The sequence below is a fragment of the Nocardiopsis lucentensis DSM 44048 genome (genome assembly GCF_000341125.1).
GTDB classification, from domain to species: Bacteria; Actinomycetota; Actinomycetes; order Streptosporangiales; family Streptosporangiaceae; genus Nocardiopsis; species Nocardiopsis lucentensis.
Genome location: NZ_ANBC01000210.1, coordinates 1 through 24,153, shown reverse-complemented (window position 1 = coordinate 24,153; position 24,153 = coordinate 1). Strand labels below are relative to the sequence as shown.

At 71.4% G+C, this 24,153-nt stretch carries 20 protein-coding genes; 6 read left to right on the top strand and 14 right to left on the bottom strand.

Annotated elements, in window-relative coordinates:
- Nucleotides 1-60: 60 nt before the first annotated feature.
- From D471_RS0107120 to D471_RS0107095, 6 genes are all read right to left on the bottom strand, one after another.
- The gene (locus D471_RS0107120) at nucleotides 61-858 is read right to left on the bottom strand and encodes a purine-nucleoside phosphorylase (RefSeq protein WP_017597975.1); all 798 of its coding nucleotides are present in this window, start codon (nucleotides 856-858) and stop codon (nucleotides 61-63) included.
- Nucleotides 855-1,499 (bottom strand): GNAT family N-acetyltransferase, encoded by a 645-nt coding sequence (locus D471_RS33335; protein ID WP_017597974.1) that lies wholly within the window; start codon nucleotides 1,497-1,499, stop codon nucleotides 855-857. Before D471_RS33335 ends, D471_RS0107120 begins: the two co-directional genes overlap by 4 nt.
- Before the next feature lie 58 nt (nucleotides 1,500-1,557).
- Entirely contained in the window at nucleotides 1,558-2,469 is a 912-nt protein-coding gene (locus tag D471_RS0107110; RefSeq protein ID WP_026127491.1) for an aldehyde dehydrogenase family protein, read from the bottom strand.
- On the bottom strand, nucleotides 2,462-3,892 hold the full coding sequence (locus D471_RS0107105) for an aldehyde dehydrogenase family protein (protein WP_017597972.1): 1,431 nt from the start codon (nucleotides 3,890-3,892) through the stop codon (nucleotides 2,462-2,464). Before D471_RS0107105 ends, D471_RS0107110 begins: the two co-directional genes overlap by 8 nt.
- 4 nt (nucleotides 3,893-3,896) lie before the next feature.
- Nucleotides 3,897-4,838 carry a deoxyribose-phosphate aldolase gene (deoC, locus tag D471_RS0107100; protein WP_017597971.1) on the bottom strand — a complete coding sequence of 314 codons (942 nt, stop codon included), beginning with the start codon at nucleotides 4,836-4,838 and terminating at the stop codon, nucleotides 3,897-3,899.
- A gap of 281 nt (nucleotides 4,839-5,119) precedes the next feature.
- Nucleotides 5,120-6,508 carry a sugar porter family MFS transporter gene (locus tag D471_RS0107095; protein WP_017597970.1) on the bottom strand — a complete coding sequence of 463 codons (1,389 nt, stop codon included), beginning with the start codon at nucleotides 6,506-6,508 and terminating at the stop codon, nucleotides 5,120-5,122.
- 243 nt (nucleotides 6,509-6,751) lie between these two features.
- Here D471_RS0107095 and D471_RS0107090 point away from each other — a divergent pair, with 243 nt between their 5' ends.
- Nucleotides 6,752-7,429: a hypothetical protein gene (locus D471_RS0107090; protein WP_017597969.1), complete on the top strand. Its 678-nt coding sequence runs from the start codon at nucleotides 6,752-6,754 to the stop codon at nucleotides 7,427-7,429.
- 125 nt (nucleotides 7,430-7,554) lie between these two features.
- On the opposite strand, the gene D471_RS0107085 is transcribed toward D471_RS0107090, so the two are convergent.
- From D471_RS0107085 to D471_RS39365, 5 genes are all read right to left on the bottom strand, one after another.
- Complete coding sequence (locus D471_RS0107085; protein WP_017597968.1) at nucleotides 7,555-8,811, bottom strand: heparan-alpha-glucosaminide N-acetyltransferase domain-containing protein; 1,257 nt, start codon at nucleotides 8,809-8,811, stop codon at nucleotides 7,555-7,557.
- An 82-nt stretch (nucleotides 8,812-8,893) separates the two neighbouring features.
- Nucleotides 8,894-10,966, bottom strand: coding sequence for an acetoacetate--CoA ligase (locus D471_RS0107080; protein ID WP_017597967.1), 2,073 nt, complete (start codon nucleotides 10,964-10,966; stop codon nucleotides 8,894-8,896).
- A gap of 266 nt (nucleotides 10,967-11,232) precedes the next feature.
- On the bottom strand, nucleotides 11,233-11,907 hold the full coding sequence (locus D471_RS0107075; RefSeq protein ID WP_017597966.1) for an HAD family hydrolase: 675 nt from the start codon (nucleotides 11,905-11,907) through the stop codon (nucleotides 11,233-11,235).
- Between the two features lie 80 nt (nucleotides 11,908-11,987).
- The gene (locus tag D471_RS0107070; RefSeq protein WP_017597965.1) at nucleotides 11,988-12,608 is read right to left on the bottom strand and encodes a DUF4126 domain-containing protein; all 621 of its coding nucleotides are present in this window, start codon (nucleotides 12,606-12,608) and stop codon (nucleotides 11,988-11,990) included.
- A gap of 134 nt (nucleotides 12,609-12,742) precedes the next feature.
- Nucleotides 12,743-14,113 carry a hypothetical protein gene (locus tag D471_RS39365; protein WP_152486239.1) on the bottom strand — a complete coding sequence of 457 codons (1,371 nt, stop codon included), beginning with the start codon at nucleotides 14,111-14,113 and terminating at the stop codon, nucleotides 12,743-12,745.
- Nucleotides 14,114-14,524: 411 nt separating this feature from the next.
- On the opposite strand from D471_RS39365, the gene D471_RS0107060 reads away from it, so the two are divergent.
- A complete protein-coding gene (locus D471_RS0107060) occupies nucleotides 14,525-14,815 on the top strand; it encodes a metal-sensitive transcriptional regulator (protein WP_017597964.1) in 291 nt (96 codons plus the stop codon).
- Between the two features lie 503 nt (nucleotides 14,816-15,318).
- Here D471_RS0107060 and D471_RS0107055 read toward each other — a convergent pair.
- Nucleotides 15,319-16,695 (bottom strand): NAD(P)/FAD-dependent oxidoreductase, encoded by a 1,377-nt coding sequence (locus D471_RS0107055; RefSeq protein ID WP_040688694.1) that lies wholly within the window; start codon nucleotides 16,693-16,695, stop codon nucleotides 15,319-15,321.
- Between the two features lie 266 nt (nucleotides 16,696-16,961).
- Between D471_RS0107055 and D471_RS33325 the strand changes: the two genes are divergently transcribed.
- Together D471_RS33325 and D471_RS0107045 are read left to right on the top strand one after the other, a co-directional pair.
- Nucleotides 16,962-17,381: a hypothetical protein gene (locus D471_RS33325; RefSeq protein ID WP_017597962.1), complete on the top strand. Its 420-nt coding sequence runs from the start codon at nucleotides 16,962-16,964 to the stop codon at nucleotides 17,379-17,381.
- 153 nt (nucleotides 17,382-17,534) lie between these two features.
- Nucleotides 17,535-18,572, top strand: coding sequence for an alpha/beta hydrolase (locus D471_RS0107045; RefSeq protein ID WP_017597961.1), 1,038 nt, complete (start codon nucleotides 17,535-17,537; stop codon nucleotides 18,570-18,572).
- Nucleotides 18,573-18,627: 55 nt separating this feature from the next.
- Here the strand turns inward: D471_RS0107045 and D471_RS0107040 are convergent, their stop codons facing one another.
- Complete coding sequence (locus D471_RS0107040; protein ID WP_017597960.1) at nucleotides 18,628-20,100, bottom strand: catalase; 1,473 nt, start codon at nucleotides 20,098-20,100, stop codon at nucleotides 18,628-18,630.
- Nucleotides 20,101-20,197: 97 nt separating this feature from the next.
- On the bottom strand, nucleotides 20,198-20,812 hold the full coding sequence (locus tag D471_RS33320) for an SACE_7040 family transcriptional regulator (RefSeq protein ID WP_017597959.1): 615 nt from the start codon (nucleotides 20,810-20,812) through the stop codon (nucleotides 20,198-20,200).
- 134 nt (nucleotides 20,813-20,946) lie between these two features.
- Between D471_RS33320 and D471_RS0107030 the strand changes: the two genes are divergently transcribed.
- Complete coding sequence (locus tag D471_RS0107030; protein WP_017597958.1) at nucleotides 20,947-22,557, top strand: carboxyl transferase domain-containing protein; 1,611 nt, start codon at nucleotides 20,947-20,949, stop codon at nucleotides 22,555-22,557.
- 7 nt (nucleotides 22,558-22,564) lie between these two features.
- Nucleotides 22,565-24,153: acetyl-CoA carboxylase biotin carboxylase subunit (locus tag D471_RS0107025; protein WP_017597957.1), on the top strand; the 1,589-nt coding region annotated here is incomplete at its 3' end.

Sequence of the window (24,153 nt, the reverse complement as noted above, 5' to 3'; positions counted from 1 at the left end):
GGTCCCGGGCGGTGGCGGGCGACGGGCGGGCCGAAGCGGCAGGCCCCGCACGAACACCGGCTAGAGCTTGGCCACGATGTCGGCGAGCAGGCGGCCGACCGTCCCGGCGGCGTCGCGCCCGGTGGCCAGCACGTCCTCGTGGTCCAGATTTGCGCCTTCCAGCCCGGCCGCCACGTTGGTGACCAGGGACATCCCCAGGACCTGGGCGCCGGCCGCGCGGGCGGCGATGGCCTCCAGCACGGTGGACATGCCGACGAGGTCGGCGCCCATGGCCCGCAGCATGCGGATCTCGGCGGGCGTCTCGAAGTGCGGACCGGGCATCGCCGCGTAGACACCCTCGGGCAGCTCGGGGGCGACCTCGCGGGCCAGGGCCCGCAGTTTGGGGCTGTAGGTCTCACTGAGGTCGACGAACTCGGCGCAGGTCAAAGGTGAGCGCGCCGTCATGTTCATGTGGTCGCAGATGAGCACGGGCGAGCCGACGGAGTAGTCGGGGTTGATGCCGCCCGCGGCGTTGGTGAGCACGATGGTCGTGGCCCCGGCGGCGACGGCGGTGCGTACGTTGTGCACGACGGCGTCGGTGCCGTGCCCCTCGTACAGGTGGGTGCGGCCCAGGAAGGCGAGCAGGTTCCGTTCCCCGTCGCGCACGCTGCGCAGCGTGCCGCTGTGGCCGTCGACGGCGGGCGGTAGGAAGCCCGGCAGCTCGGCCGTGGCCACCTCGTGGGTGGACTCGCCCAGAAGGTCGGCGGCGGGCGCCCAGCCCGAACCCATGACCAGGGCGACGTCGTAGCTGTCCACTCCGGTACGCGAGCGCAGCTCGGTCGCGGCTTCCTCGGCGATGGCCTGGGGTGTGCGGGTCACTGCTGGTTCTCCGTTCGTTCGGGCCGAGGCTTCGGCAAAGGACGGTGGCACGCTCCCGTGCGCACGGGCCGGGACAGGACGAGCTGCGGTCCGCTGAGGTCGTCGAGGTGGGTGCGCCCCGTGGGGGCGAACCCGGCCGACCGGTAGGTGCGCCGACCCACCTCGTTGGCCTCGTTGACGCACAGCACGATCTCCGTGGCGCGGGGAGCTACCCCAGCCACGAGCAGGTCGAGCAGGGGCGCGGAGCAGGCTGTCCTGCCCACACCGAGACCCTGCCACGCGGGGATGACGTAGAAGGCGCGTAGGAGCACCGCGTGCTCCGGCGTGTCGACCAGGTCGCGCAGGTGGCCGACCCGGTCGACGATCCCGAAACCGGCGCAGGCCTCGCGCGCCGTCTCGGGATCGGCGGCGTCGGCGCCGGTGCGCACGACGGCGAACGGGACGCGCGCGGGGTCGGCGTCGGCGCTCGGCAGGGTCTGTACCGGAAGTCCGGTGTACCGGGACTGTCCGGGTGCCAGGCGGTGGCGGAGCACCGTCTCCCGCAGCACGGCGACCTCCGCTGCGGTCCGGTCGAGCCGGACCAGGCGCAGGCCGCGCACGCGTGCCGTGCCCGGGCGCTCGGTCGGTGTGTGGGTCGCCACGATCGCTCCTCGTTGGCCGCGTCGGACCGGGACCCGGACGGGCCCCGGTCCGCCAGTGTTACACCCCGATCGGGTGCCAGACCGTCTTGGTCTCCAGGAACGGCGTCATCCGGGCGGTGCCCGGGTCGGGATCGAGCCAGGCGTCCTCTCCCCCGTCGGCACCGGGCCCGGGCCGCAGGACCCGGGTGAGGGTGGTGGCCGCGGCCTCCTCGAACTCGGCCGCCAGGTCCCCGGCACCGGTCAGGTCCAGGGCGTTGACGTCGGCGTGCGAGGCCAGGTGCGGACCGATCTCCGGCACCCGTCCGGTGAGCAGGTTGACCACGCCGCCCGGCACGTCCGAGGTGGCCAGCACCTCGGCCAGGTCGACCGCGGCCAGGGGCGCGCTCTCGGAGACGACCACGACGGCGGTGTTGCCGGTGGCGATGACCGGCGCCAGCACGGAGGTCAGTCCGAGCAGCGGGGCGCCCTGCGGCGCGAACACGGCCACGACGCCCGTCGGCTCGGGGGCGGAGTGGTTGTAGTAGGGGCCGGAGACGGGGTTGGCGCCGCCCAGCACCTGGGCGACCTTGTCCGTCCAGCCCGCGTAGTAGACCCAGCGGTCGATCGCCGCCGAGACGGCCTCGTCGGCGGCGGCGCGCGACAGCCCCTGGGCACGCTCGGCACCGGCGGCGAACTGGTCGCGGCGCCCTTCCAGGACCTCGGCGACCCGGTACAGGATCTGTCCCCGGTTGTAGGCGGTGCGCGACGACCAGCCCCCGAAGGCCTTGCGCGCGGCCGCGACGGCGTCGCGCGCGTCCTTGCGGGAGGCCAGTGCGGCGTTGGCGAGGTGGTCGCCGTCGGTGGAGGTCACGGGGTAGCACCTGCCCGATTCCGAACGCGGGAACGCCCCGCCCAGGTAGAGCTTGTACGTCTTGCGGACCGCCAGGCGCGGGGGCTTCGGCGCCTCAGCGGTCCTGCGCTGCTTAGCCAAGGTAGGCCTCCAAACCGTGCCGTCCGCCCTCGCGGCCGTATCCCGACTCCTTGTAGCCGCCGAAGGGACTGGTCGGGTCGAACTTGTTGAACGTGTTGGACCAGATGACGCCCGCGCGCAGGCGCTCGGCCGTCCACAGCATGCGGGAGCCCTTCTCCGTCCACACGCCCGCGGAGAGTCCGTACGGGGAGTTGTTGGCCTTGGCCACCGCCTCCTCCGGGGTACGGAAGGTGAGTACGGACAGCACCGGCCCGAAGATCTCCTCGCGGGCGACACGGTGTGCCTGGCTGACGCCGGTGAGGACGGTGGGGGCGAACCAGTAGCCGGCCGACGGCAGCTCGCAGGACGGCGACCAGCGCTGCACGCCCTCCTCCTCGACGGTGTCGGTCAGCTCCCGGATCCGCTCCAGCTGGGCGGCGGAGTTGATCGCGCCGATGTCGGTGTTCTTGTCCAGCGGGTCGCCGAGTCGGAGCTTGCCGATCCGCTCCTTGAGCTTGGGCAGCAGCTCGTCGGCGATCGACTCCTGGACCAGCAGGCGCGACCCCGCGCAGCACACGTGGCCCTGGTTGAAGAAGATGCCGGAGACGATCCCCTCGACCGCCTGGTCGACGGCGGCGTCGTCGTAGACGATGTTGGCGCCCTTGCCGCCCAGCTCCAGGGTCACGCGCTTGCCGGTGCCCGCGACCGAGCGGGCGATCTGGCGGCCGACCTCGGTGGAGCCGGTGAAGGCGACCTTGTCGGTGCCGGGGTGTTCCACGAGGGTCCGCCCGGTCTCGCCCGCGCCGGTGACGATGTTGACCACGCCCGGGGGCAGATCGGCCTCCTGGCAGATCTCGGCGAAGACCAGCGCGCTCAGCGGCGTGGTCTCGGCGGGCTTGAGCACGACCGTGTTGCCGGTGGCCAGGGCCGGGGCGATCTTCCACGCGAGCATGAGCAGCGGGAAGTTCCACGGGATGATCTGGGCGGCCACGCCGAGGGGGCGCGGGTCGCGGCCGAGCCCCGCGTGGGCGAGCTTGTCGGCCCAGCCCGCGTAGTAGAAGAAGTGCGCGGCGACCAGGGGGAGGTCGACGTCGCGGGTCTCCTTGATGGGTTTGCCGTTGTCCATCGACTCCAGGACGGCGAGCTCACGGGAGCGTTCCTGGATGATCCGGGCGATCCGGAAGAGGTACTTGCCGCGCTCGGCGCCGGACATCCGGCTCCACACGGTGTCGTGGGCGCGGCGGGCGGCGGCCACCGCCCGGTCGACGTCGGCCTCCCCGGCGACCGCGAAGCGGGCGAGCTCGGTCTCGTCGGCGGGGTTGACCGTCGGCAGGGTCCCAGCGCCCTCGGCGGGGGTGAACTCACCGTCGATGAACAGGTCATAGGTGTCGCGCAGGCGGACGACGGAGCGGGACTCCGGCGCGGGCGCGTAGTCGAAGATCACGGCTCTAGTCCAGCGTGTAGTAGTCGGGGCCCGGGTAGGTGCCGGTGCTGAGCCTGGTGCGCTGCATGAGCAGGTCGTTGAGCAGGCTGGAGGCACCGATGCGGAACAGGTCGGGGGACAGCCAGTCGGGACCGGCGACCTCGTTGACCATGACCAGTTGGCGGATGGCGTCCTTGGAGGTGCGGATGCCGCCCGCGGGTTTGACGCCCACGTGCCTGCCGGTGGCGGCGTGGTGGTCGCGCACGGCCTCCAGCATGACCAGGACGACGGGCGGGGTGGCCGCCGGGGACACCTTGCCCGTCGACGTCTTGATGAAGTCGGCGCCGGCGTGGATGGCCAGGTGGGAGGCGCGGCGGACGTTGTCGTACGTGACCAGTTCGCCGGTCTCCAGGATGACCTTCAGGTGCGCGGTCGCGCAGGCCTCCTTGACCGCGACGATCTCGTCGTACACCTTCTTGTAGTCGCCGGACAGGAAGGCGCCGCGGTCGATGACCATGTCGATCTCACTCGCGCCGTCGGCCACCGCGCAGCGGGTGTCGGCGAGTTTGACCTCCAGGGGCGCGCGCCCGGCCGGGAAGGCCGTGGCGACCGACGCGACGCCGATGCCGGTGCCCCGCAGGGCCTCGACGGCGGTGGCGACGCGGTCGGGGTAGACGCACACGGCGCCCACCTTGGGAACGGTCCGGTCGGCCGGATCGGGGAGGGCGGCCTTGGCGCACAGGGCGCGGACCTTGCCGGGCGTGTCGGCGCCCTCCAGAGTGGTGAGGTCCACCATCCGGATGGCCAGGTCGATGGCCTGCCGTTTGGCGGTGGTCTTGATGGACCGTGTGGCCAGGTCCTGGGCACGGGTCCGCGCTCCGACCTCGTCAACGCCGGGGAGTCCGTGGAGGAAGACCCGGAGCGCGCGGTTGGTCGTGGCCTCGAATGCGGTGTGGGGCACGGGCACCTACAGCTCGATGGAACGGTGTGTTCCGCTGTGGCCAGCGGAAACGGGCTCTCCGGCGCGGTACGGGCATCCCGTCCGGGCCGTCAGGCAGTCACCATAACCCCGGTCCGCGCGGGCGTCAGTACCCGCGCGGACCGCGCCGACCAAGGTTGGAGGAGCATCCAACCCGACAGAGATGGAGCATTAGGATGATCCTCTAATTTGGCCGCGAAAACCCCCATAAATCGCCCCTCGCCCCCGAAGGCCACCCGCCGAGACGAGGAGCGCGGTCTAGACCGGACTCATCCCATCTCCTCCAGCGAGCGGCCCTTGGTCTCGGGCACCCACCGGAGGACGAACGGGATCGAGAGCAGGGCGAACAGCGCGTACAGCACGTAGGAACCCGACAGGTTCCACTCCGACAGCGAGGGGAAGCTGACGGTGATCAGCCAGTTGGCGACCCACTGCGCGCACGCGGCGACACCGAGGGCGGCGGCCCGGATGCGGTTGGGGAACATCTCGCCGAGCATCACCCACACGACCACGCCCCAGGAGAGGGCGAAGAAGAGCACGAACGCGTGTGCGGCGACCAGGGCGACGGCGCCCTGGAGATCGGGCAGGGCGATCCCGGCGGCGGTCTCGGTCGTGAAGGAGAACGCCCACGCCGCCAGGCCGAGCGAGACGGCCATACCGGCCGAACCCACCACGGCCAGCGGCTTGCGGCCGACCCGGTCGACGAGCAGCATCGCGATCACGGTGCCGATGATGTTGATGATCGACGTGGTGAACGAGTAGAGGAAGGAACCGCTCGGGTCGACACCGACCGACTGCCACAGCGAGGAGCTGTAGTAGAAGATCACGTTGATGCCGACCAGCTGCTGGAAGACCGACAGGCCGATACCGACCCACACGATGGGCAGCAGACCGGCGCGACCGCCCATGAGGTCGCGGAGCGTGGACCTGTGCTCGCTGCGCATCCGCTCGTCGATCCGGGCGACCTCGGCGTCCAGGTCGACACCGGCGGGCTCGACCGTCGCGAGCACCCGCTTGGCCTCCTCCCTCCGCCCCCGGGCGACCAGGTAACGCGGCGACTCGGGGATGCGCAGCGCCAGCAGTCCGTAGACCACGGCCGGAACCACCTCGACGCCCAGCATCACCTGCCAGGCCTCCAGGCCCATCAGCGTGCCGCGCTGCTCGCCCCCGGCGAGAGCGAGCAGCCCCCAGTTGACCAGCTGGGAGATGGCGATGCCCAGGACGATCGCGGCCTGCTGGAACGAGGCGAGCCGCCCCCGGTAGGCGGCCGGCGCCACCTCGGCGATGTAGGCCGGGGCGATGACCGAGGCCATCCCGATGGCCACACCGCCCAGGGCGCGCCAGAACGCCAGGTCCCAGACCGCGATGGGCAGCATGGAGCCCAGCGCGCTGATCGTGAACAGCACCGCGGCGAACTGCATGACCCTGGGCCGGCCGACGCGGTCGGCCAGGCGGCCCGCGGCCATGGCGCCCGCCGCCGCGCCGAGCAGGGGGATGGCGATGACCGCGCCGAGCAGCCCCGACCCGACACCGAACCTGCCCCGGATCCCCTCGACCGCCCCGTTGATCACGGCGCTGTCGTAGCCGAAGAGGAAACCGCCCATCGCCGCCGCCGCGGCGATGAAGACGACGTAACGCAGGTGAGGGCCGGCCGACATCCTCGGTCTCGCCGGTGACGTGGTGCTCACGTGATCTCCTTGCCATCGTCAACTTGAGGAAAACGCCGGATGATGGCGCTCACAACTTCAAGAAGTGTAAACAAACTAGTGATGCAAGGCACAAGTCAGGCACAACATAGAAACCTTGTGTTCAAGGAATAAACACACGAGACCCCACCTACAGGGCGACAGTGGCGCAGGTGTGATCTGCATCACATGAGCGGCCGCCAGTAATCTGTGGGCATGGCGGAGTTCCGAATCAGCAGTGACGACCAGATCGACCTGCGCAGGATGGCCGCGGCGCTCGTGGAGTCCCAGGGATGGGCGCGCGAGGAGGTCAGCATCTGGGACACCCGCCGTGGCGAGGTGATCGTGACCGTGGACGACGCGCTGCTGCGCGGTCCACAGGAGGACCCGCTCAACCGCCCTCGGCACACACCGCACGACGTCCACGCGGCCTGCGAGTGGCTGCGGCGCGAGGACCCGTCACTGCGTCGCGTCGACTTCCCGACCCTGCGGCGGGAGACGGCGCGCTTCTTCTCCGCCGGGTGGACCCTGGCCGACGTGCGGCACGCGCTGGCCCACCGCCCCGACCACACGCCGTGGGAGAAGGGGCCGGAGGGAACGGACTGGCTGCGCGCCCGCCTGGGGGCCTGGCGCACCCCGGACGGGGACATCCGCCCCTCGAGGTCCCAGGAGGCGGCGCAGCTGCGGGTGATCAGCCGCGCGGGGCTGCCCATGGACATCGGCCTGCCCGAGGACGCCGAGGTCGCCCACCGGCCGGTGGCGCGTCCGGAGGTGGCACGGTCGGCCGCCGACGACGCGCGGCGGCTGATCCAGCAGAACACCCGGACCACGACCGACTCCCTGGCCCACCGGGACCGCACCGCCGACCACATCACCCGCCCGGATCGGACGTAGGCGGTGCCCGCCGTCTCGGCCGGGCCGGACGCTCGTTCCTCGCCGGGGCGCAGGCAGCCCTGACGGCACCCGTACAAGGACCACCGCGGTCACCCGCTCCCGGGGAACGGGCCCGGTGACCGGCCTCAGCCGCCCCTCGCCTGTCTGGCCTCCGCCACGCTCACGTCCACCCCGTCGGCGATCACGCCCAGGAGGGACTCCAACGGCCCCCGCCCCACGGCGATCCGCCACAGGACCGCGAACACGGCCGCCCCCAGGACGAACCACTCCAGCAGCCACGGAGAGCGCCACTCCCCGCTCGACAGACCGATGACGACGGCGATCGCGAACAGATGGCCGGTGTAGACGGTCAGCGGCATCCGCCCCACCGACGACAGCGGGTACATGAGCCGGCGCGCGCGCTCGGCCAGCCACACACACGCCACGATGACGATCAGCGCCTGGCCCACCGCCTGGGCGATCTCGAACGTGGTGCCGGTGTGCGGTGTGCCCACCGCCAGCCACCACCAACTGTCCGTCGGCACCTGACCGGAGATGGAGTACATCTCATCCTCCACCCCGGCGCGCAGTGACTCCAACAGCACCGGATCGGTGGCCACGGTCGAGGGCCGGCCCACCGTCATCGGTCCTCCCGCCACCGCCAGGCGATCCAACCCGCCCAGCGGGTGCAGCAGGAGCCACGATCCCCCGTAGGCGAACACGCTCAGCCCCGCGCCCACCGCGAGCAGCCGCCACCTCACGGCGGTGGCGGACAGGTCCGTGCGGCCGAGCGCCATGCCCGCGTACACGAAGGCCATGAAGGTGATCGCCGGGTAGTAGCCGGTCAGGAGGAACTCGGTGACCGAACCGAGCGAGGACAGCCGGGGTTCGGGCGCCCCCATGGCCGAACGCAGCGCGAACGACACGGCTGGACCGACGACCGCGAGCACGCCCGCCACCGCCCACAGCGCCCCGGCGCGGAGCCGCACCAGCGGCAGGGCCAGCAGGAAGTAGCCCGCGTAGTAGGTGAGGATGATCGCGACGGGCACGCCCATCAGGTCGAGGAGGACGCCCAGCAGGCCGATGACCGCCGCGCGGGTCACGACGCGTACGGTGGCGCCGCGCAGCGCCTCACCGTCCGAGGGCGTGGTGCGGCCGGTCATGAAGGCCAGGGACAGTCCGGCCAGGAGGGCGAAGAGCGCGGAGGAGTTGCCGCGCACGAACGTGTACAGGGCGGTGGCGCCGTCCTCGGGCAACAGCCCGACCGAGGCCACCCCCAGGTGCACGGTGAACATCCCGAACACGGCGAGGGCTCGGGCGGCGTCGATACCGTCGATCCTGGGGCTGGGGACCGTGGAGTCGGTGGCGGCTCTGGGACTGTCGTCGGATCGGTTCTGGGCCACGTTCGTCAGGCTATGCCCATACTTTCATCCGGCCCAACCCCGCGGGCGCGTGGTCCGACGCACCCGCGGGGAGGCCGACGCCTCAGGCCTGGCCGGACGGGCGGTCGGTCAGCCGGGTGAAGTAGTCGAGCGCCTCCGGGTTGGCCAGCGAGTCGCGGCTGACCACCTTGTCGGGGCTCTCCCCCATGAGGATCCGCTTGACCGGGACCTCCAGGACCTTGCCCGACAGGGTGCGTGGAACGGCGCTGATCGCGCGGACGCGGTCGGGCACGTGTCTGGGTGAACAGTCGGTGCGCACCCGACGGGCGATCTCCTTGGGCAGGTCTCCCTCCAGGTCCGCGCCGGGGCGCAGGACGGTGAACAGCTCGATCTTCGACGACCCGTCCTTTTGGGGAACGTCCACGACCAGGGCGTCGACGACCTCGTCCAGGGCGAGGACGGCACGGTAGATCTCGCTGGTGCCCATGCGCACGCCGCCGCGGTTGATGGTCGAGTCGGAGCGGCCGTAGATGATCGCGGTCCCCCGGTCGGTGATCTCGATCCAGTCCCCGTGCCGCCAGATCCCCGGGTAGACGGAGAAGTAACTGTCGCGCAGCCGCTCGCCGTCCGGGTCTCCCCAGAAGCGGACCGGCATGGACGGGGCGGGCTGGGTGACCACCAACTCGCCCACCTCGCCGACGAGCTCCTTGCCGTCCGGGTCCCAGGAGGCCACGGCGAAGCCGAGCGCCCGGGACTGGATCTCGCCCTCGTACACGGGCAGGGTGGGCGTGCCGCCGACCAGGCAGCTGCACACGTCCGTGCCCCCGCTCGTGGAGAACAGCCACAGGTCGTCACCGAACTCCTCGTACACCCAGGTGAAGGCCTCAGGGCTGAGCGGGGACCCGGTGGAGCCGATCGCGCGGAGCGCGGACAGGTCACGCCCCTGGCACGGGCGCACGCCTTCCTTCATGCAGGACGACAGGAACCCCGCACTGGTGCCGAAGACCGTGACGCCAGCCCGCTCGGCGAGGTCCCACAGCGCACCGAGGTCCGGCATGGGAGGTTCCGCGGCCGAAGGCCGTCCGTTGAGGGTGGTGGGCGACGGGTGGGCCGGGCTGCCGTCGTACAGGACGATGGACGCCTTGGTCAGCAGCACGCTGGCCAGGAAGTTCCACATCATCCAGCCCGTGGTGGTGAACCAAAAGACCCGGTCGTCCTCGCGGGCGTCCAGGTGGAGGTGGAGGTTCTTGAGCTGTTCGAGGAGGATCCCGCCGTGGCCGTGCACGATGGCCTTGGGCAGGCCCGTGGTGCCGGAGGAGTAGAGCACCCAGAGGGGATGGTCGAAGGGGACGGGGGTGAACTCCAGCTCGGGTTCGGCGCCGTCGGCGGACGCGGGGCCCTCCAGCGCGCTCCAGGGCTCGGTGTCCGCCACCTCGGCGCCGGGGGTGAGGTAGTCCAGCAGCACGGTGTGCTCGACGGTGGGCAGGGCCTCACGCAGCTCCGCCACGACGGGGCGGCGGTCGAAGTCCTTGCCCCCGTAGCGGTACCCGTCCACGGCCAGGAGCACCTTCGGTTCGATCTGCGCGAACCGGTCGATGACGCTGCGCACGCCGAAGTCGGGCGAGCAGGAGGACCACACCGCGCCGAGGGAGGCGACCGCGTAGAACGCGGCGATGGTCTCGGGCAGGTTGGGCAGGTAGGCGACCACCCGGTCGCCCGGGCCCACACCGCGCTCACGCAGGCCGGCGGCGATCGCGGCGGTGCGGCGGCGCAGTTCGCCCCAGGTCCACTCGCCCAGGGGACGCAGTTCGGTCGCGTGGCGGATGGCGACCGCGTCGTCGTCACGGCCCTCGAAGATGTGCCGGGCGTAGTTGAGGGTGGCGCCGGGGAACCAGCGCGCGCCCGGCATGATCCGCTCGGCGAGGACGCTCTCGTAGGGGGTCTGCGACCGAACTCCGTAGTACTCCCAGATCGCCTGCCAGAACCCCTCGATGTCGGTGGCCGACCATCGCCACAGGGCGTCGTAGTCGAACGCCTCCAGGGTGGTCGCGCCCTCGCCGAAGGCGCGGACCCCCTTGTGTTCCGTCGCCCAGCGGGCGAACGCGACGATGTTCGAGGAGTCGGCCGTGGCCTCGTCCGGCTCCCAGAGCACACGGGGCACGCTGCTCTCCGTCATTGGCCAGCCTTCCCAGTCGCATGGCTGTGTGTGAATGTGAGACCCATATAACACCACCGTGTGGTCGGGCTTCCGCCCCGCCCCTCGGGGTTGCGAAGGGCGGGGCCGGACCCGGATCCGGCGACGGGATCGCAGGTCACCACGGCCGTGTGGGAGATGTGGAGGGTCCACCCACACAAGGGCGCGAGGGGGTGGGAAGGCCATCTTGACGACCACGGGAAGGCCGTGTGATGGGATGACCGGACGTCACGCGGAGTGACTCTGGGTCAGACTCCACGCAGGGCCGCGACGGCGGCGACCGGCGAGTCGACGACCGTGGCCCCGGTCGCCTCCAGCCGTTCCCGGGCCATGAGCCCGCTGGCGACCAGGAGCGCGTTCGCCCCGGCCTCGTGCGCGGCGCGCGCGTCGTCGTCGATGTCCCCGATCAGCACGACCTTGGCGGGGTCGACCCCCTGCCGGTCGAGGTGGTGCACGAGGTGCTCGGCCTTGGAGTCCTTCACGGTCGCGAATCGGCGACCGTCCACGCGGGTGAAGTGCGCGTCGAGGCCGCGCTCGGCGATCAGCGGGACCAGGTGTTCGTGGGAGGCCATGGACAGCAGTGACTGCGTGCCTCCGCCGCCGACCCAGTCGTGCAACACGTCCGGTACTCCGTCGGCCAGTGTGCAGCGGGGCAGGTGCTCGAGGTAGCTGCGATCGTAGAGCTCCTCGGCCTCGTCCCACTCACCGTCCTCGAAGGCACGGCCCAGCAGGTCCTCGTAGCAGGGAATGAGGGGACGCCGGAACACGGAGCGCCAGTACTCCATCTCCACGGGCGCGCGGCCGAACCTGGCGCACACGGCGTTCACCGCGGCGAGGTTGGCGTGGTTGTCGTCCAGGAGGGTGCCGTTCCAGTCCCAGACGATGTGGGTGATGTCGCGTCGGTCAAAAGTCGTCTCAGCCATTGTGAGCACCTTATGGGCAGCGGGTCGACACCGGAATGCGTCGTTCGCCACCCCGCCACCCGGTCATCCCCCTGGTCGTCTCAGGTCACGTCCCGTCCGGCGGCGCGTTCCTCACGCCGCCGCGCCCTCAGCCGGCGCCTGCGCCGCACGGCCCAGACACCGGTCAGGACCATGCAGGGGAACACGATGAGGATGAGGATCGGCAGCACGATCGCCAGAACCGCCGTGACGGCGCTGACGACGTCTTCGATCACGGAGACCACCGGGCCGCCCACACCACCGGTCAGGGTGTTGACCACCGGCCGGGACACGGCCTTGAGGACGTGGAAGACGAGTGCGACGACGCCCCCCGCCAGGACCGCGCTCCAGTCGACGCCGTCAGCGGCGGCCGTGGCGCCCAGGTCGGACAGCTCGACGGAGGTCGCGCCCGCGCCGAACGTGACGCCTCCGGCGGAGGGGCGGATCACGGTCTGGACGGCGTCGTTGAGGCTGTCCAGGGCGGGGACCTTGTCGGCGACGAACTCGACCACCAGAAGGACCGTGAGGCACACGAGGGTGACGGGGTGCTCCAGCCACGACCAGGTGGACCCGAGGGGGACGAGGTCGGTGAAGCGGGCGAGCAGGCCGACCAGGAGGAGGGGAATGTAGGCGTTCAGCCCCGACGCCGAGGACAGCCCCAGGCCGGTGAGGGTGGCGATCATGCGCTTCCTTCGTGTTCTCCGTGGCGGAGGGGGCGTACCCGTGGCACGCCCCCTCACTACGCCGGTGTACACGTGTTGACGCGCATCCGCCGCCCGCGGTTTCGGCCCGGGGCACGGGCCCGGGGCAGACCGGATCAGCTCCGGCGCCTCCGAGCGGCGATCAGCGCGGTGACACCGGCCGAGACGACCACGAGTCCGGCGACCACCATGGCGGCGATCCCGGTCCCGGTCAGCGCGAGACGGTCACCGAAACCGCCCTCGGGCTGGACCACCGTCCACTCGTCGGCGCTGCCCGTCCCGAACTCGGTCTCGACGTCGGACCCGACACCCGCGTCAGGCCCGGTGTCCGTGCCGGACTCGGCGTCGACCACCGCCCGACCGTCCTCGTGCGAGAGGCGGTGGGAGTCATACGGGTAGTACGGATCGTCCGTCGGCGACGGCGTCGGGTTCGGAGACGGCTCAGGGCTGGGCTCCGGCGAAGGCTCAGGGCTGGGCTCCGGGCTGGGCTCCGGGCTGGGGCTCGGAGACGGCTCAGGGCTGGGCTCCGGCGAAGGCTCCGGGCTGGGCTCCGGGCTGGGGCTCGGAGACGGCTCAGGGCTGGGCTCCGGCGAAGGCTCCGGGGTGGGCGAAGGAGTCGGTTCCGGACTCGGCTCCGGGCTCGGAGACGGCGAGGGCTCCGGACTCGGCTCCGGACTCGGGCTGGGCTCCGGGCTCGGCTCAGGGCTCGGAGAAGGACTGGGACTCGGGCTCGGAGACGGCGAGGGCTCCGGACTCGGGCTGGGCTCCGGGTCCAGTGGAGCGCAGTCCATCGTGACATCGCCCAGGACCAGGTCGAAGAGCATCACCGTCTCTCCGGTGGGCTGCCCGCTCTCGTCCAGGAGTCGGGCCGTGGCCGACAGGGCGAGCTCCGCGTGCCCCCGGCTCCCCTCGACTTCCTGGACCTGCTGGGTGGTCACGGAGACCCGGACACCGGACGTCCCCGGCCCGTAGTCACCCGTGAAGTCGAGGGCGGTCGTCTGGAGTTGCTGGGAGACGGGGACCGACCGCCCGAAGACCGACACGGACACCGCCGCGGTCAGGAAGATGGGGTCGTGCGGGTAGGTGCAGTTGACGCTGTTCTGCCAGGTGGCGACGTCCAGGACCTGGGTGAGTCCGCCAGCGGCCGGGGTCCCCTCGTTCACGATCACCTGGGCGGGTCCGGCCGTACCCTCGGGCTGCGGCACCAGCAACTGGGTGAACGCCCCGTCGGCCCTGGCACGCGCGCTCGACGGGTTGAGGGTGGTCTCCACGACGGCGGTCCCCGTCGCGGAGGGGACGTTGGCGTCGATCACCGACGCGGGCCCGGAACCGACGACCCACTCCTCCGTGGCGTCGGCGCCGCCGACCTCGACCACGCCCCGGCTGCCCGTGACGGCTCCGGGACCGTAGACGTCCGGATCCAGCGTGAGCTGGGCCCACGTGCTCGTCGCGTAGGGCGTCGCGGGCTGGGCCTCCACCTTGGGCATGCCGAAGGTGGCGCCGACGACGATCAGCCCGGACGCAGTCAGCGCCGAGACCGACGCGACAGCGCCTGTCCGAGCCTTTCTCAGCACAGTTTCACTAAGCGTATTCAAAGAATCACCCTATGTAGTTAATGCTGGCCAGACTGTCCAACGTTAGCCAGCAGATGTGGGCGCGGCCGGAGCACCAGACGACGACACGCGTCAAGATCGGGCAAACTTCAAGGACCGGAACCGAGAGCCGGCGAGCGGGCGCCCCCACCCGATTCGCGTGGAGAACCTCCCCACGCCGAACCGGCCGGAACGCGCGCACTCCGGCCGCGCGCATCGGAGGAATACACCCGAACCCTCAGCCATTGAATACCGCGTAGGGGTATACTCATCGCATCTGAACAGGGACGACACGGAAACGGCGACATGGCGGCAACGCACGGCTACAGCAACGACAAGCAGAGTCACATCAACCGACTGCGCCGCATCGAGGGACAGATCCGCGGCCTCCAGCGCATGGTCGAGGACGACCAGTACTGCATCGACATCCTCACCCAGACCTCGGCGGTGAACAAGGCACTGCGTTCCTTCGCCCTGTCCATGCTCGACGAACACCTCAAGCACTGCGTCGCGCACGCCGTCGCCAGTGGCGGCGACGAGGCCGACGAGAAGGTCCGCGAGGCCTCCGAAGCGATCGCCCGACTGGTCCGTTCCTGACCCCCGGCCCCCGCGGCCTCCCCTCGGCCCGCGCGGCGCGACGAACGTGCCGCATGTCCCCCACCCTCCCGTCCTCCGCCCCAGGAGAACAGCCGTTCCCGCGAGATCGAACACCGACTGGCCGTGCCCGTGCTCGTGTCGGCGCTCGCCTCCGTGCCCGCCGTCTTCCTCGGCCCATGGGTGGTGGAACCCGGTCGGCCGTCGGTGGTGTGGTCACGCGGCTCGCCGGGCTCCTGTCTCTGGGTCGGGTGGGCCGTGCTCTTCGCGCTGGCCGAGAACCGGCGCGCGTGGCTGCGCGAGCACCCGTGGATGACGGTCATCGCGGCCGCAACGGTCCCCGCCGTCCTGTTCGCGCTCGGCCCGGCCCTGGTCCCGCGGCGGCGGACGGGGCTGAGCGCCCCTGGCGCCGTCTCCGGGACCTCAGCTCCCCCGAAGGTCCCGAACACAGGCGGAACTCCGGGGGCACCGGGCCCCGGTGACGGCGAACCGCCAGAGCCCGGTCCTCAGTCCTCGCCGAAACGCGCGCGCAGGTTCTCCATCAGCCGGGCGCCCTCCCTGCGCGAGGTGTCCACGTCCAGGTAGTCCACAGCCTCCTTGTCCACGAACGAGGACGGCCTACCGTCGTCCGCGAACCCCAGTCGGGACACCTCGCCCCCGGTGAACGCGCGGATCGCCCAGTTGGCCAGGATCCGGGCTCGGGCGGGCGTGGAGGGCACGGACGCCAGGTGGTAGCCGCGTGTGGCCGCGAGCGCGGGCGGTCCGCTCAGGTCGAACTTGAGCACGCGGGCCAGCGCGTCCTTGCCGCTCAGGTCCACGACCAGCCCCATGTCACGATGCCGGAACTCCTGGAGCGGGCGCCCGAGGATGGAGGAGACCACGTTCGCGGCGACCGTGGCGGCCTGACGGCTGGCGTACTGCGCGGTCGGAGGGCAGTAGGTGTGCTCCGTGTGGGCGAGATTGGGAACCGCGGCGGCGTCGCCGAGCGCGAACACGTCGTCCAGTCCGGGGACCCGCAGGTCGGCGCCGACCTCCAGTCGCCCGCGCTCCGTGGGCTTGTCCAGCGTCTCCATGAGCGGGCTCGGCGCGACACCGGCCGTCCAGATGAGGGTGCGGCAGGGCAGGGCTCGCCCGTCGGTCAGGACGACCTTGTCCGCGGTGACGTCACGGACGGTGACCTTGAGCTTGACCTCGATGCCCATGCCGCGCAGCATGTCGAGCGCCTTGCGGCCGAGGCGGTCGCCGAGTTCGGGCAGGACCTTGGGTGCGATGTCGACCAGGTGCCAGCTGATCGCCGACCGCAGTTCCGGGTACCGGCGCGCGGCCTCCTCGGTGAGCCGCAACAGTGAGGCCGCGGTCTCCACTCCGGTGTAGCCGCCCCCGACCACGATGAACCGGCAGCGTTCCTCCCGTTCGATCGGGTCGCGGCTGTCGTTGGCCAGTTCCAACTGGGCGAGTATGTGATCGCGCAGCAGCACGGCTTCGGCGAGGGTCTTGGCTCCGTAGGCGTGCTCGGTCAGCCCGGGGATGTCGAAGGACCGGGTGAGCCCGCCGGGCGCGAGGACCAGGCGGTCGTAGGGGCACGGCGCGAGCTCACCGGTCGAGCGCCGGACGACGACCGTCCGGTCCGCCGTGTCGACCCCCACCGCGTGTCCGGGGATGAGCCTGGTGTCGCGGGTGAGCCGGTGCACGGACATCGCGACGGACTGGGGAGTGAGCAGCCCGGACGCGACCTGGGGCAGCAGCGGGCTGTAGAGCATGTAGTCGTGCGGGGCGACGAGGGCGATGTCGGCCATCCCCCTCGGGATTCGGCGTTCGAGGTGACGCAGGGTGTGGAGCCCGCCGAAACCCGCTCCGACCACCACGATACGAGGCCGAGACATCAGTTCACCGTTCCTTCTGCGCGTCTGGTCACCACCGAACGCGGGCGTACCCGTCGGCGGGTGTCCGTACGGCCCCGCGAGGACGACCCGCACGAGAGGTTTGCGCGCCTTTATTGACCTTTGTCCGTGTCCACGAAAGCCATACGGGCACTTCAGCACCCCGTAACCCACACATGACCTGACAAGACGGACACTTGTTGACTGTGTGTGGTTATGAGATCACAGAATGCATGACCACGTGAGACCGAAGGGAGCAGGGAACGCGTATGCGTGCGTTCACCAAGATCGCCGTCGCCTCGGCACTGGCCGGGGGACTGTCCGTCGTCGGGCTGGGAAGTGCCCTCGCCCAGCCGCCGGACGACCCGGTGGAGACGGTGGAGGAGACCACCGAGGGGGTCACCGAGACCGCTGAGGCGGCGGCCGGGGACGTCCCCGAGCTGTCGCCGGAAGCGGCGGCCCTGCTGGAGGACCCGGCGGTCCAGGAGCTCCTGTCGAACCCGGACGCCGTCGAGCTGCTGAGCGACCCCGACGCGCTGGCGGTCATCGAGCGGCTCCTCGCCACGGACGACCCTCTCGACACCCTTGGAGCGGTCGACACCGGCGCGGTCGAGGACGTCACCGAACCCGTCGGCGGCGTGGAGGACACGGTCGGTGGGTCGACCGACCCCGTCGGCGGCCTGGTCTGAGCCGCGGTTCACACCGCACCCCCCGGGGCGCCCGCCTCGGGGGGTGCGGCACGCGTGGACACCGCACACCGCACACCGCGCACCGCACGTCCGACCGCGGCGCGGTCGCGCCGCACCGATCCGACACCGATTCATCCCACGGGAGACACAGCGATGACCGCAAGAAAGATCGTGCTGGAGGACGCGGCGCGCGCGTTCGCCGACGCCAACTCCACGGAGCCGTTCATCTACCAGCTCCCGCCGCACGAGGGCCGCGAGGTCCTGGAGAACGTCCAGAGCGGCTACGGAGTGATGAAGCCCGACGTCGACGCCGAGTGGACCACGATCTCGGGAGGACCGACCGGGCAGGTCCCGGTACGCGTCGTCCGGCCGTCCGGCGCCACCGGAGTGCTTCCGGCGATCCTCTACATCCACGGGGCCGGGTGGGTCTTCGGCAGTTCGCGCACCCACGACCGCCTCGTCCGGGAGCTGGCCGTCCGCACCGGGGCCGCGGTGGTCTTCCCCGAGTACGACCGCTCGCCCGAGGCCAGGTACCCGACCGCCATCGAGCAGAACTACACCGTCGCGCGGTGGGTGACGCGCCACGGCGCCGACAGGGGGCTGGACGCCCAACGCATGGCGGTGTGCGGGGACTCCGTGGGCGGCAACATGGCGATCGCGATGACCCTGATGGCCAAGGAGCGCGGTGACGTGCACCTGCGGGGGCAGGCCCTGTTCTACCCCGTCACCGACGCGAACTTCGACACCGGGTCCTACCGTGAGTTCGCCACGGGCTACTTCCTCAACCGGGACGGGATGATCTGGTTCTGGGACCAGTACACCCAGGACCCGGAGCAGCGCGCCGAGATCACCGCCTCACCGCTGCGCGCCTCGATCGACCGGTTGCGCGACCTGCCGCCCGCCCTCGTGCTCAACGGGGAGGCCGACGTGCTCCGCGACGAGGGCGAGGCCTACGCCAACAGGCTGCGCGAGGCCGGGGTCCCGGTGACGGCGGTGCGATTCCAGGGCATGATCCACGACTTCATGATGCTGGACGCTCTGCGCGAGACCCACGCCAACCGGGCCGCTCTCGTGCTCGCGGCGAACTTCCTCGGCGAGGTGCTGGAGACCACGGCCGCGGTGCCCCGCCAGCGCGCCGAGAGCGCGCGATCGGGGTCCTCCGCCGAGGCGGGACGTCCCACAGGATCCTGACAGAACCGACGGGGCCGCGGGAGAAACTCCCGTGGCCCCGCCCTCGTGGTCCCGTTCAGCCGCCGTTGAGCTCGGTGGCCACGCGCTCGCCGATGTCGGAGTCGATGTCACGCCAGTACTTCAGCGCGCGGGAGAGCACGCCCTGGTCGGTGACCGTGGACATGTGTCCGGCGATGTTGGACACCAGGCGCGCCCTGGCCGCGTCGTCCATGACGTCGTTGATGAGCGCCCGGGGCTGGACGAAGTCGTCGTCGTCCCGGTGCCGGCTGTAGGCCTCGCGGACCAGCCCCCCCGCCTCGACCTGCCAGCCCGTCGGGTCCACCCCCGTCTGGTCCCCGGCGTCGGGGCCGCCGAAGGAGTTCGGGTGGTACACCTGGCCGGTCCCCGGCGGGTAGGAGCGCATCCGCCCGTCCTTGGAGTAGGAGCGCACCGGCACGCGCGGCCGGTTGGGCGGGAGCTCGTCGTAGTTGACGCCGATCCGGTACCGGTGCGTGTCGGGGTAGGAGAACAGGCGGGCGAGCAGCATCTTGTCCGGGGACGGACCGACGCCCGGTACCAGGTTCGACGGCTCGAAGGCCGCCTGCTCGACGTGGATGAAGTGGTTCTCCGGGTTCTCCTCCAGCGTCATCCGCCCGACCTCGATCAGCGGATAGTCGCCGTGCGGCCACACCTTGGTCAGGTCGAAGGGGTTGAACCGGTAGTCCGCCGCGTCCTCCAGCGGCATGATCTGCACCTTCAGCGTCCACGACGGGTGGTCGCCGCGCTCGATCGCCATGTACAGGTCGCGCCGGTAGTGGTCGGCGTCGGCCCCGGCGAGCCGGTCGGCGTCGGCCTGGGTGAGGAAGTCGGCGCCCTGGTCGGTGACGAAGTGGTACTTGACCCACACCCGCCTGCCCTCGGCGTTGACCCACATGTAGGTGTGCGAGCTGTAGCCGTTCATGTGGCGGAAGTTCTTCGGGACGCCCCGGTCACCCATGAGCCAGGTCACCTGGTGCGCCGACTCCGGGGACAGCGACCAGTAGTCCCACTGCATCGTGTTGTCGCGCAGCCCCGTGCGCGGGTCGCGCTTCTGGGAGCGGATGAAGTCCTGGAACTTCTGCGGGTCGCGCATGAAGAACACCGGGGTGTTGTTGCCGACCATGTCGTAGTTGCCCTCGCGGGTGTAGAACTTCAGCGCGAATCCGCGCGGGTCCCGCCAGGTGTCCGGGCTGCCGAGCTCGCCCGCGACGCTGGAGAAGCGCGCGAGCATCGGGGTCTGTCGGCCCGGTTGGAACACGTCCGCCCGCGTGAACTCGCTGACGTCGTTCGTCACCCGGAAGGTCCCGTAGGCGCCGCTGCCCTTGGCGTGCACCACCCGCTCCGGGACGCGTTCCCGGTTGAAGTGGGCCATCTTCTCGATCAGGTAGGCGTCGTGCAGGACCAGCGGCCCGTCCCGGCCCACACTCAGCGAGTGCTCGTCGCTGGCCACGGGCGTACCCGCGTTGGTGGTGGTGATCGGCTCACCGCTTCGTCCAGGGCCCTCGACCATGGAACTCCCCCCTCGTCCACGCTTTCGCGTCCCCGGAGGTCGGGGCCCCGGGGACGTGTCCGAGGCGTGGCCTACCCGGGGGCCGGTCAAGGTACGGTCAACGCGCGGACGCGGGGCCCAAAGCCCCGGCGGAGGGCGGCGGTTCGGGAACGGTGAGCGCGGCGGTGCCCATGGTCAGCAGGAGCTCGGCCATCCGGTCGCGTGGCAGTTCGCCCAGACTGTGCGGGGTGGAGTTGAGCAGGCCGAAGGTGGCGTGGACGGCGGCGCGCAGGGTGACGCGCGAGGCCTTGGGACGCAGCGCGGCCAGGACGTCCACCCACTCCTCCACGTAGCCGCGTTGTAGTCGGCGGACGCGGCGGCGGTCCGCCTCCGTGAGGTTGCCCAGTTCCCGGTCGTGGACGGTGATCAGCGCGGGTTCGTCCAGTGAGAAGGCGATATGGCCGCGCAGGAGCAGCTCCAGGGCCTCCTCAGGGGCCGAGGCGCGTGCCACGAGCTCCGCGCCGCGCCGGGCGAGCCGTTCACTGATGTCGACGAGGACCTCGCCGAGCAGGGCCTCCTTTCCCGGGAAGTGCCGGTACAGCGCGGGACCCGTGGTGCCCACGGCCCGGCCGAGTTCGTCGATGGTCACGCCCCGGTACCCGCGTTCGGCGAAGAGTCGGGCCGCCGCGCCCAGGATCGCCGTTCGGCGTTCGATCGTCGGTCTCGGCCCCATCCGCCCCGCCTCTCGTCGATTCCGCGGCGGCGCGCCGCCCCGCCTCTGGACACCCATGTTAGTAGTTATTAACATCACAGAAGTTAGTGAGCATTAACATCCCTCCACGAGAGGACACCATGAGCAGGGCATCCGTGCTCGGTTCGGCGGTCGACACCGCCGGACCCGCGTTCGCCGCCAACGACGCGGCGAACCGCGCCCTCGCCCTGGAGCTGCGGGAACGGATCGCCACCGCAGCCCTGGGCGGCCCGGAGAAGACCCGGGCACGCCACGTCGAACGCGGCAAGCTCCTACCGCGCGACCGCGTCGACCTCCTCCTCGACCCCGGCTCCCCGTTCCTGGAGATCTCCCCGCTGGCCGCCTACGGCTTGTACGGGAAGGACGGGCAGGACGCGCCGGGGGCGGGGATGATCGCGGGCGTCGGACAGGTGGCCGGTCGCCCCGTGGTCGTGGTCGCCAACGACGCCACGGTCAAGGGCGGCAGTTACTACCCGATGACGGTCAAGAAGCACCTGCGCGCGCAGGAGGTGGCTCTGCACAACCGCCTGCCGTGCGTCTACCTCGCCGACTCCGGGGGCGCCTTCCTGCCGATGCAGGACGAGGTGTTCCCCGACCGCGAGCACTTCGGACGGATCTTCTACAACCAGGCCACCATGTCCCGGCTCGGCATCCCGCAGATCGCGGCCGTGCTGGGTTCGTGCACGGCCGGGGGCGCCTACGTCCCGGCGATGAGCGACGAGGCGGTCATCGTCCGCGAGCAGGGCACGATCTTCCTGGGCGGGCCCCCGCTGGTCAAGGCCGCCACGGGGGAGGTCGTCACGGCCGAGGAGCTGGGCGGAGGCGACCTGCACTCCCGGGTCTCCGGCGTCACCGACCACCTGGCCGACGACGACGCCCACGCCCTCACCCTCGTGCGGCGCGTCGCCGACACCCTGGGGCCGCCCGGCCCCCCGGCCTGGGAGACGCGCGAACCGCGCCCGCCCGAGCTGGACCCCGAGGAGCTGTACGGGGTGGTCCCCTCCGACACCCGCACCCCCTACGACGTGCGGGAGGTCATCGGCCGGATCGTCGACGGCAGCGAGTTCACCGAGTTCAAGGCCGAGTACGGCACGACCCTGGTCACCGGGTTCGCGCACCTGCACGGCCACCCGGTCGGGATCATCGCCAACAACGGCATCCTGTTCGCCGAGTCGGCGCTCAAGGGCGCCCACTTCATCGAGCTGTGCGACCGCCGCGGCATCCCCCTGGTCTTCCTCCAGAACATCTCCGGCTTCATGGTCGGCCGCGACTACGAGGCGGGCGGGATCGCCAAGCACGGCGCGAAGATGGTCACCGCCGTGGCCTGCGCCCGCGTCCCCAAGTTCACCGTGGTCATCGGCGGATCCTTCGGGGCGGGCAACTACAGCATGTGCGGCCGCGCCTACTCCCCCCGGTTCCTGTGGATGTGGCCGGGCGCCCGGATCTCGGTGATGGGCGGCGAACAGGCCGCGTCCGTGCTCTCCACCGTCCGCCGCGACCAGCTGGCCGCCCGGGGCGAGGAGTGGTCGGCCGAGGACGAGGAGGCGTTCAAGGCGCCCATCCGCGACCAGTACGAGGATCAGGGCAGCCCCTACTACTCCACCGCCCGCCTGTGGGACGACGGCGTCATCGACCCCGTCGACACCCGCGAGGTGCTCGCCATGGCCCTGTCCGCCGCCCGCCACGCGCCGCTGGAGCCGGTGGGCTACGGCGTCTTCCGGATGTGAGGAACCCGTGACCACGACCTCCGTACCCACGGCGACCGTACTCGTCGCCAACCGGGGCGAGATCGCCCTGAGAATCCTGCGCACGCTACGGCGGATGGGAATCGGATCGGTGGCGGTGTACACCGACGCCGACGCTGACGCGCCGCACACCCTGGCCGCCGACCTGGCCCTGCGGGTCGACGGCTATCTGGACGCCCCCGCGATCGTCGCCGCCGCCCTGGAGGCCGGGGCGACGATGGTCCACCCCGGCTACGGCTTCCTGTCCGAGAACGCCGACTTCGCCCGGGCCTGCGCGGACGCGGGCCTCACGTTCGTCGGCCCGCCCGCCTCCGCGATCGAGGCGATGGGCGACAAGATCCGCGCCAAGGACACCGTCGCCGCCGCCGGGGTGCCCGTCCTCGGCGGGTTCACCGAGAAGCCCGGACGGCCGCTGTCGGACGAGGAGCTGGTGGTGGCGGCCGAGTCCACGGGCTACCCGCTGCTCATCAAGCCCTCCGCGGGCGGGGGCGGCAAGGGGATGCGGGCCGTCCACTCCCCGGACACGCTGCTGGCCGACGCCGCCGCGGCGCGCCGGGAGGCGCTGGCCTCGTTCGGGGACGCCACGCTGCTCGTGGAACGCCTGGTCCAGCGCCCCCGCCACATCGAGGTCCAGGTGCTGGCCGACCGCCACGGCAACGTCGTCCACCTGGGCGAGCGCGAGTGCAGCCTGCAACGCCGCCACCAGAAGGTGGTCGAGGAGGCGCCCTCACCACTGCTCACCGGGGCCCAGCGGGAGCGGATGGGCCGGGCCGCGGTCGCCGCCGCCCGGGCCTGCGGTTACGAGGGGGCGGGCACGGTCGAGTTCATCGCCGAGTCCGCGGGCGACGGCGAACTGTCCTTCTCCTTCCTGGAGATGAACACCCGCCTGCAGGTCGAGCACCCGGTCACCGAGGAGGTCGTGACGGTCGGCGGCGTACGCGGCGTCGACCTCGTCGAACTCCAGGTGCGTGTGGCCCTGGACGATCCGCTGCCGTTCGGCCAGGACGACGTGGGCTTCGAGGGCCACGCGGTGGAGTCGCGGATCTACGCCGAGGACGCCGACCGGGGCTTCCTGCCGAGCGGCGGACCGATCCTGGCCCTGTCCGAGCCCTCCGGCCACGGGGTTCGGGTGGACTCGGGGATCGCCGAGGGCGGCGAGGTGACCTCCGCCTTCGACCCCATGCTCGCCAAGGTGATCACGTGGGGCCCCGACCGCGCCGAGGCGCTGCGCCGGATGGACGCGGCCCTGGCCGGCTACCTGCTGCTGGGCTGTGTCACCAATACCGCCTACCTGCGTCGACTGCTCCGTCACCCCCGTGTCGTGGCCGGGGACCTGAGCACCGACCTCATCGCGTCCTCGCCCCCCGAACCCGCTCCGGACCGCGTTCCGGAGGAGGTCTACGTGGCCGCCGCCCTGGACCATCAGCTCGACCTGGAACCCGTCGCCACCGCCGACCGGTTCGCCGTCCCCGACGGGTGGCGGATGGGCGGCCCCGCGTGGACGCGGTGGCGGCTGCGTGCACCCCGGCACGACTCCGCGGTCGTGTACGTGCGCCGGGTGGCGGCCGGGTCGTACCT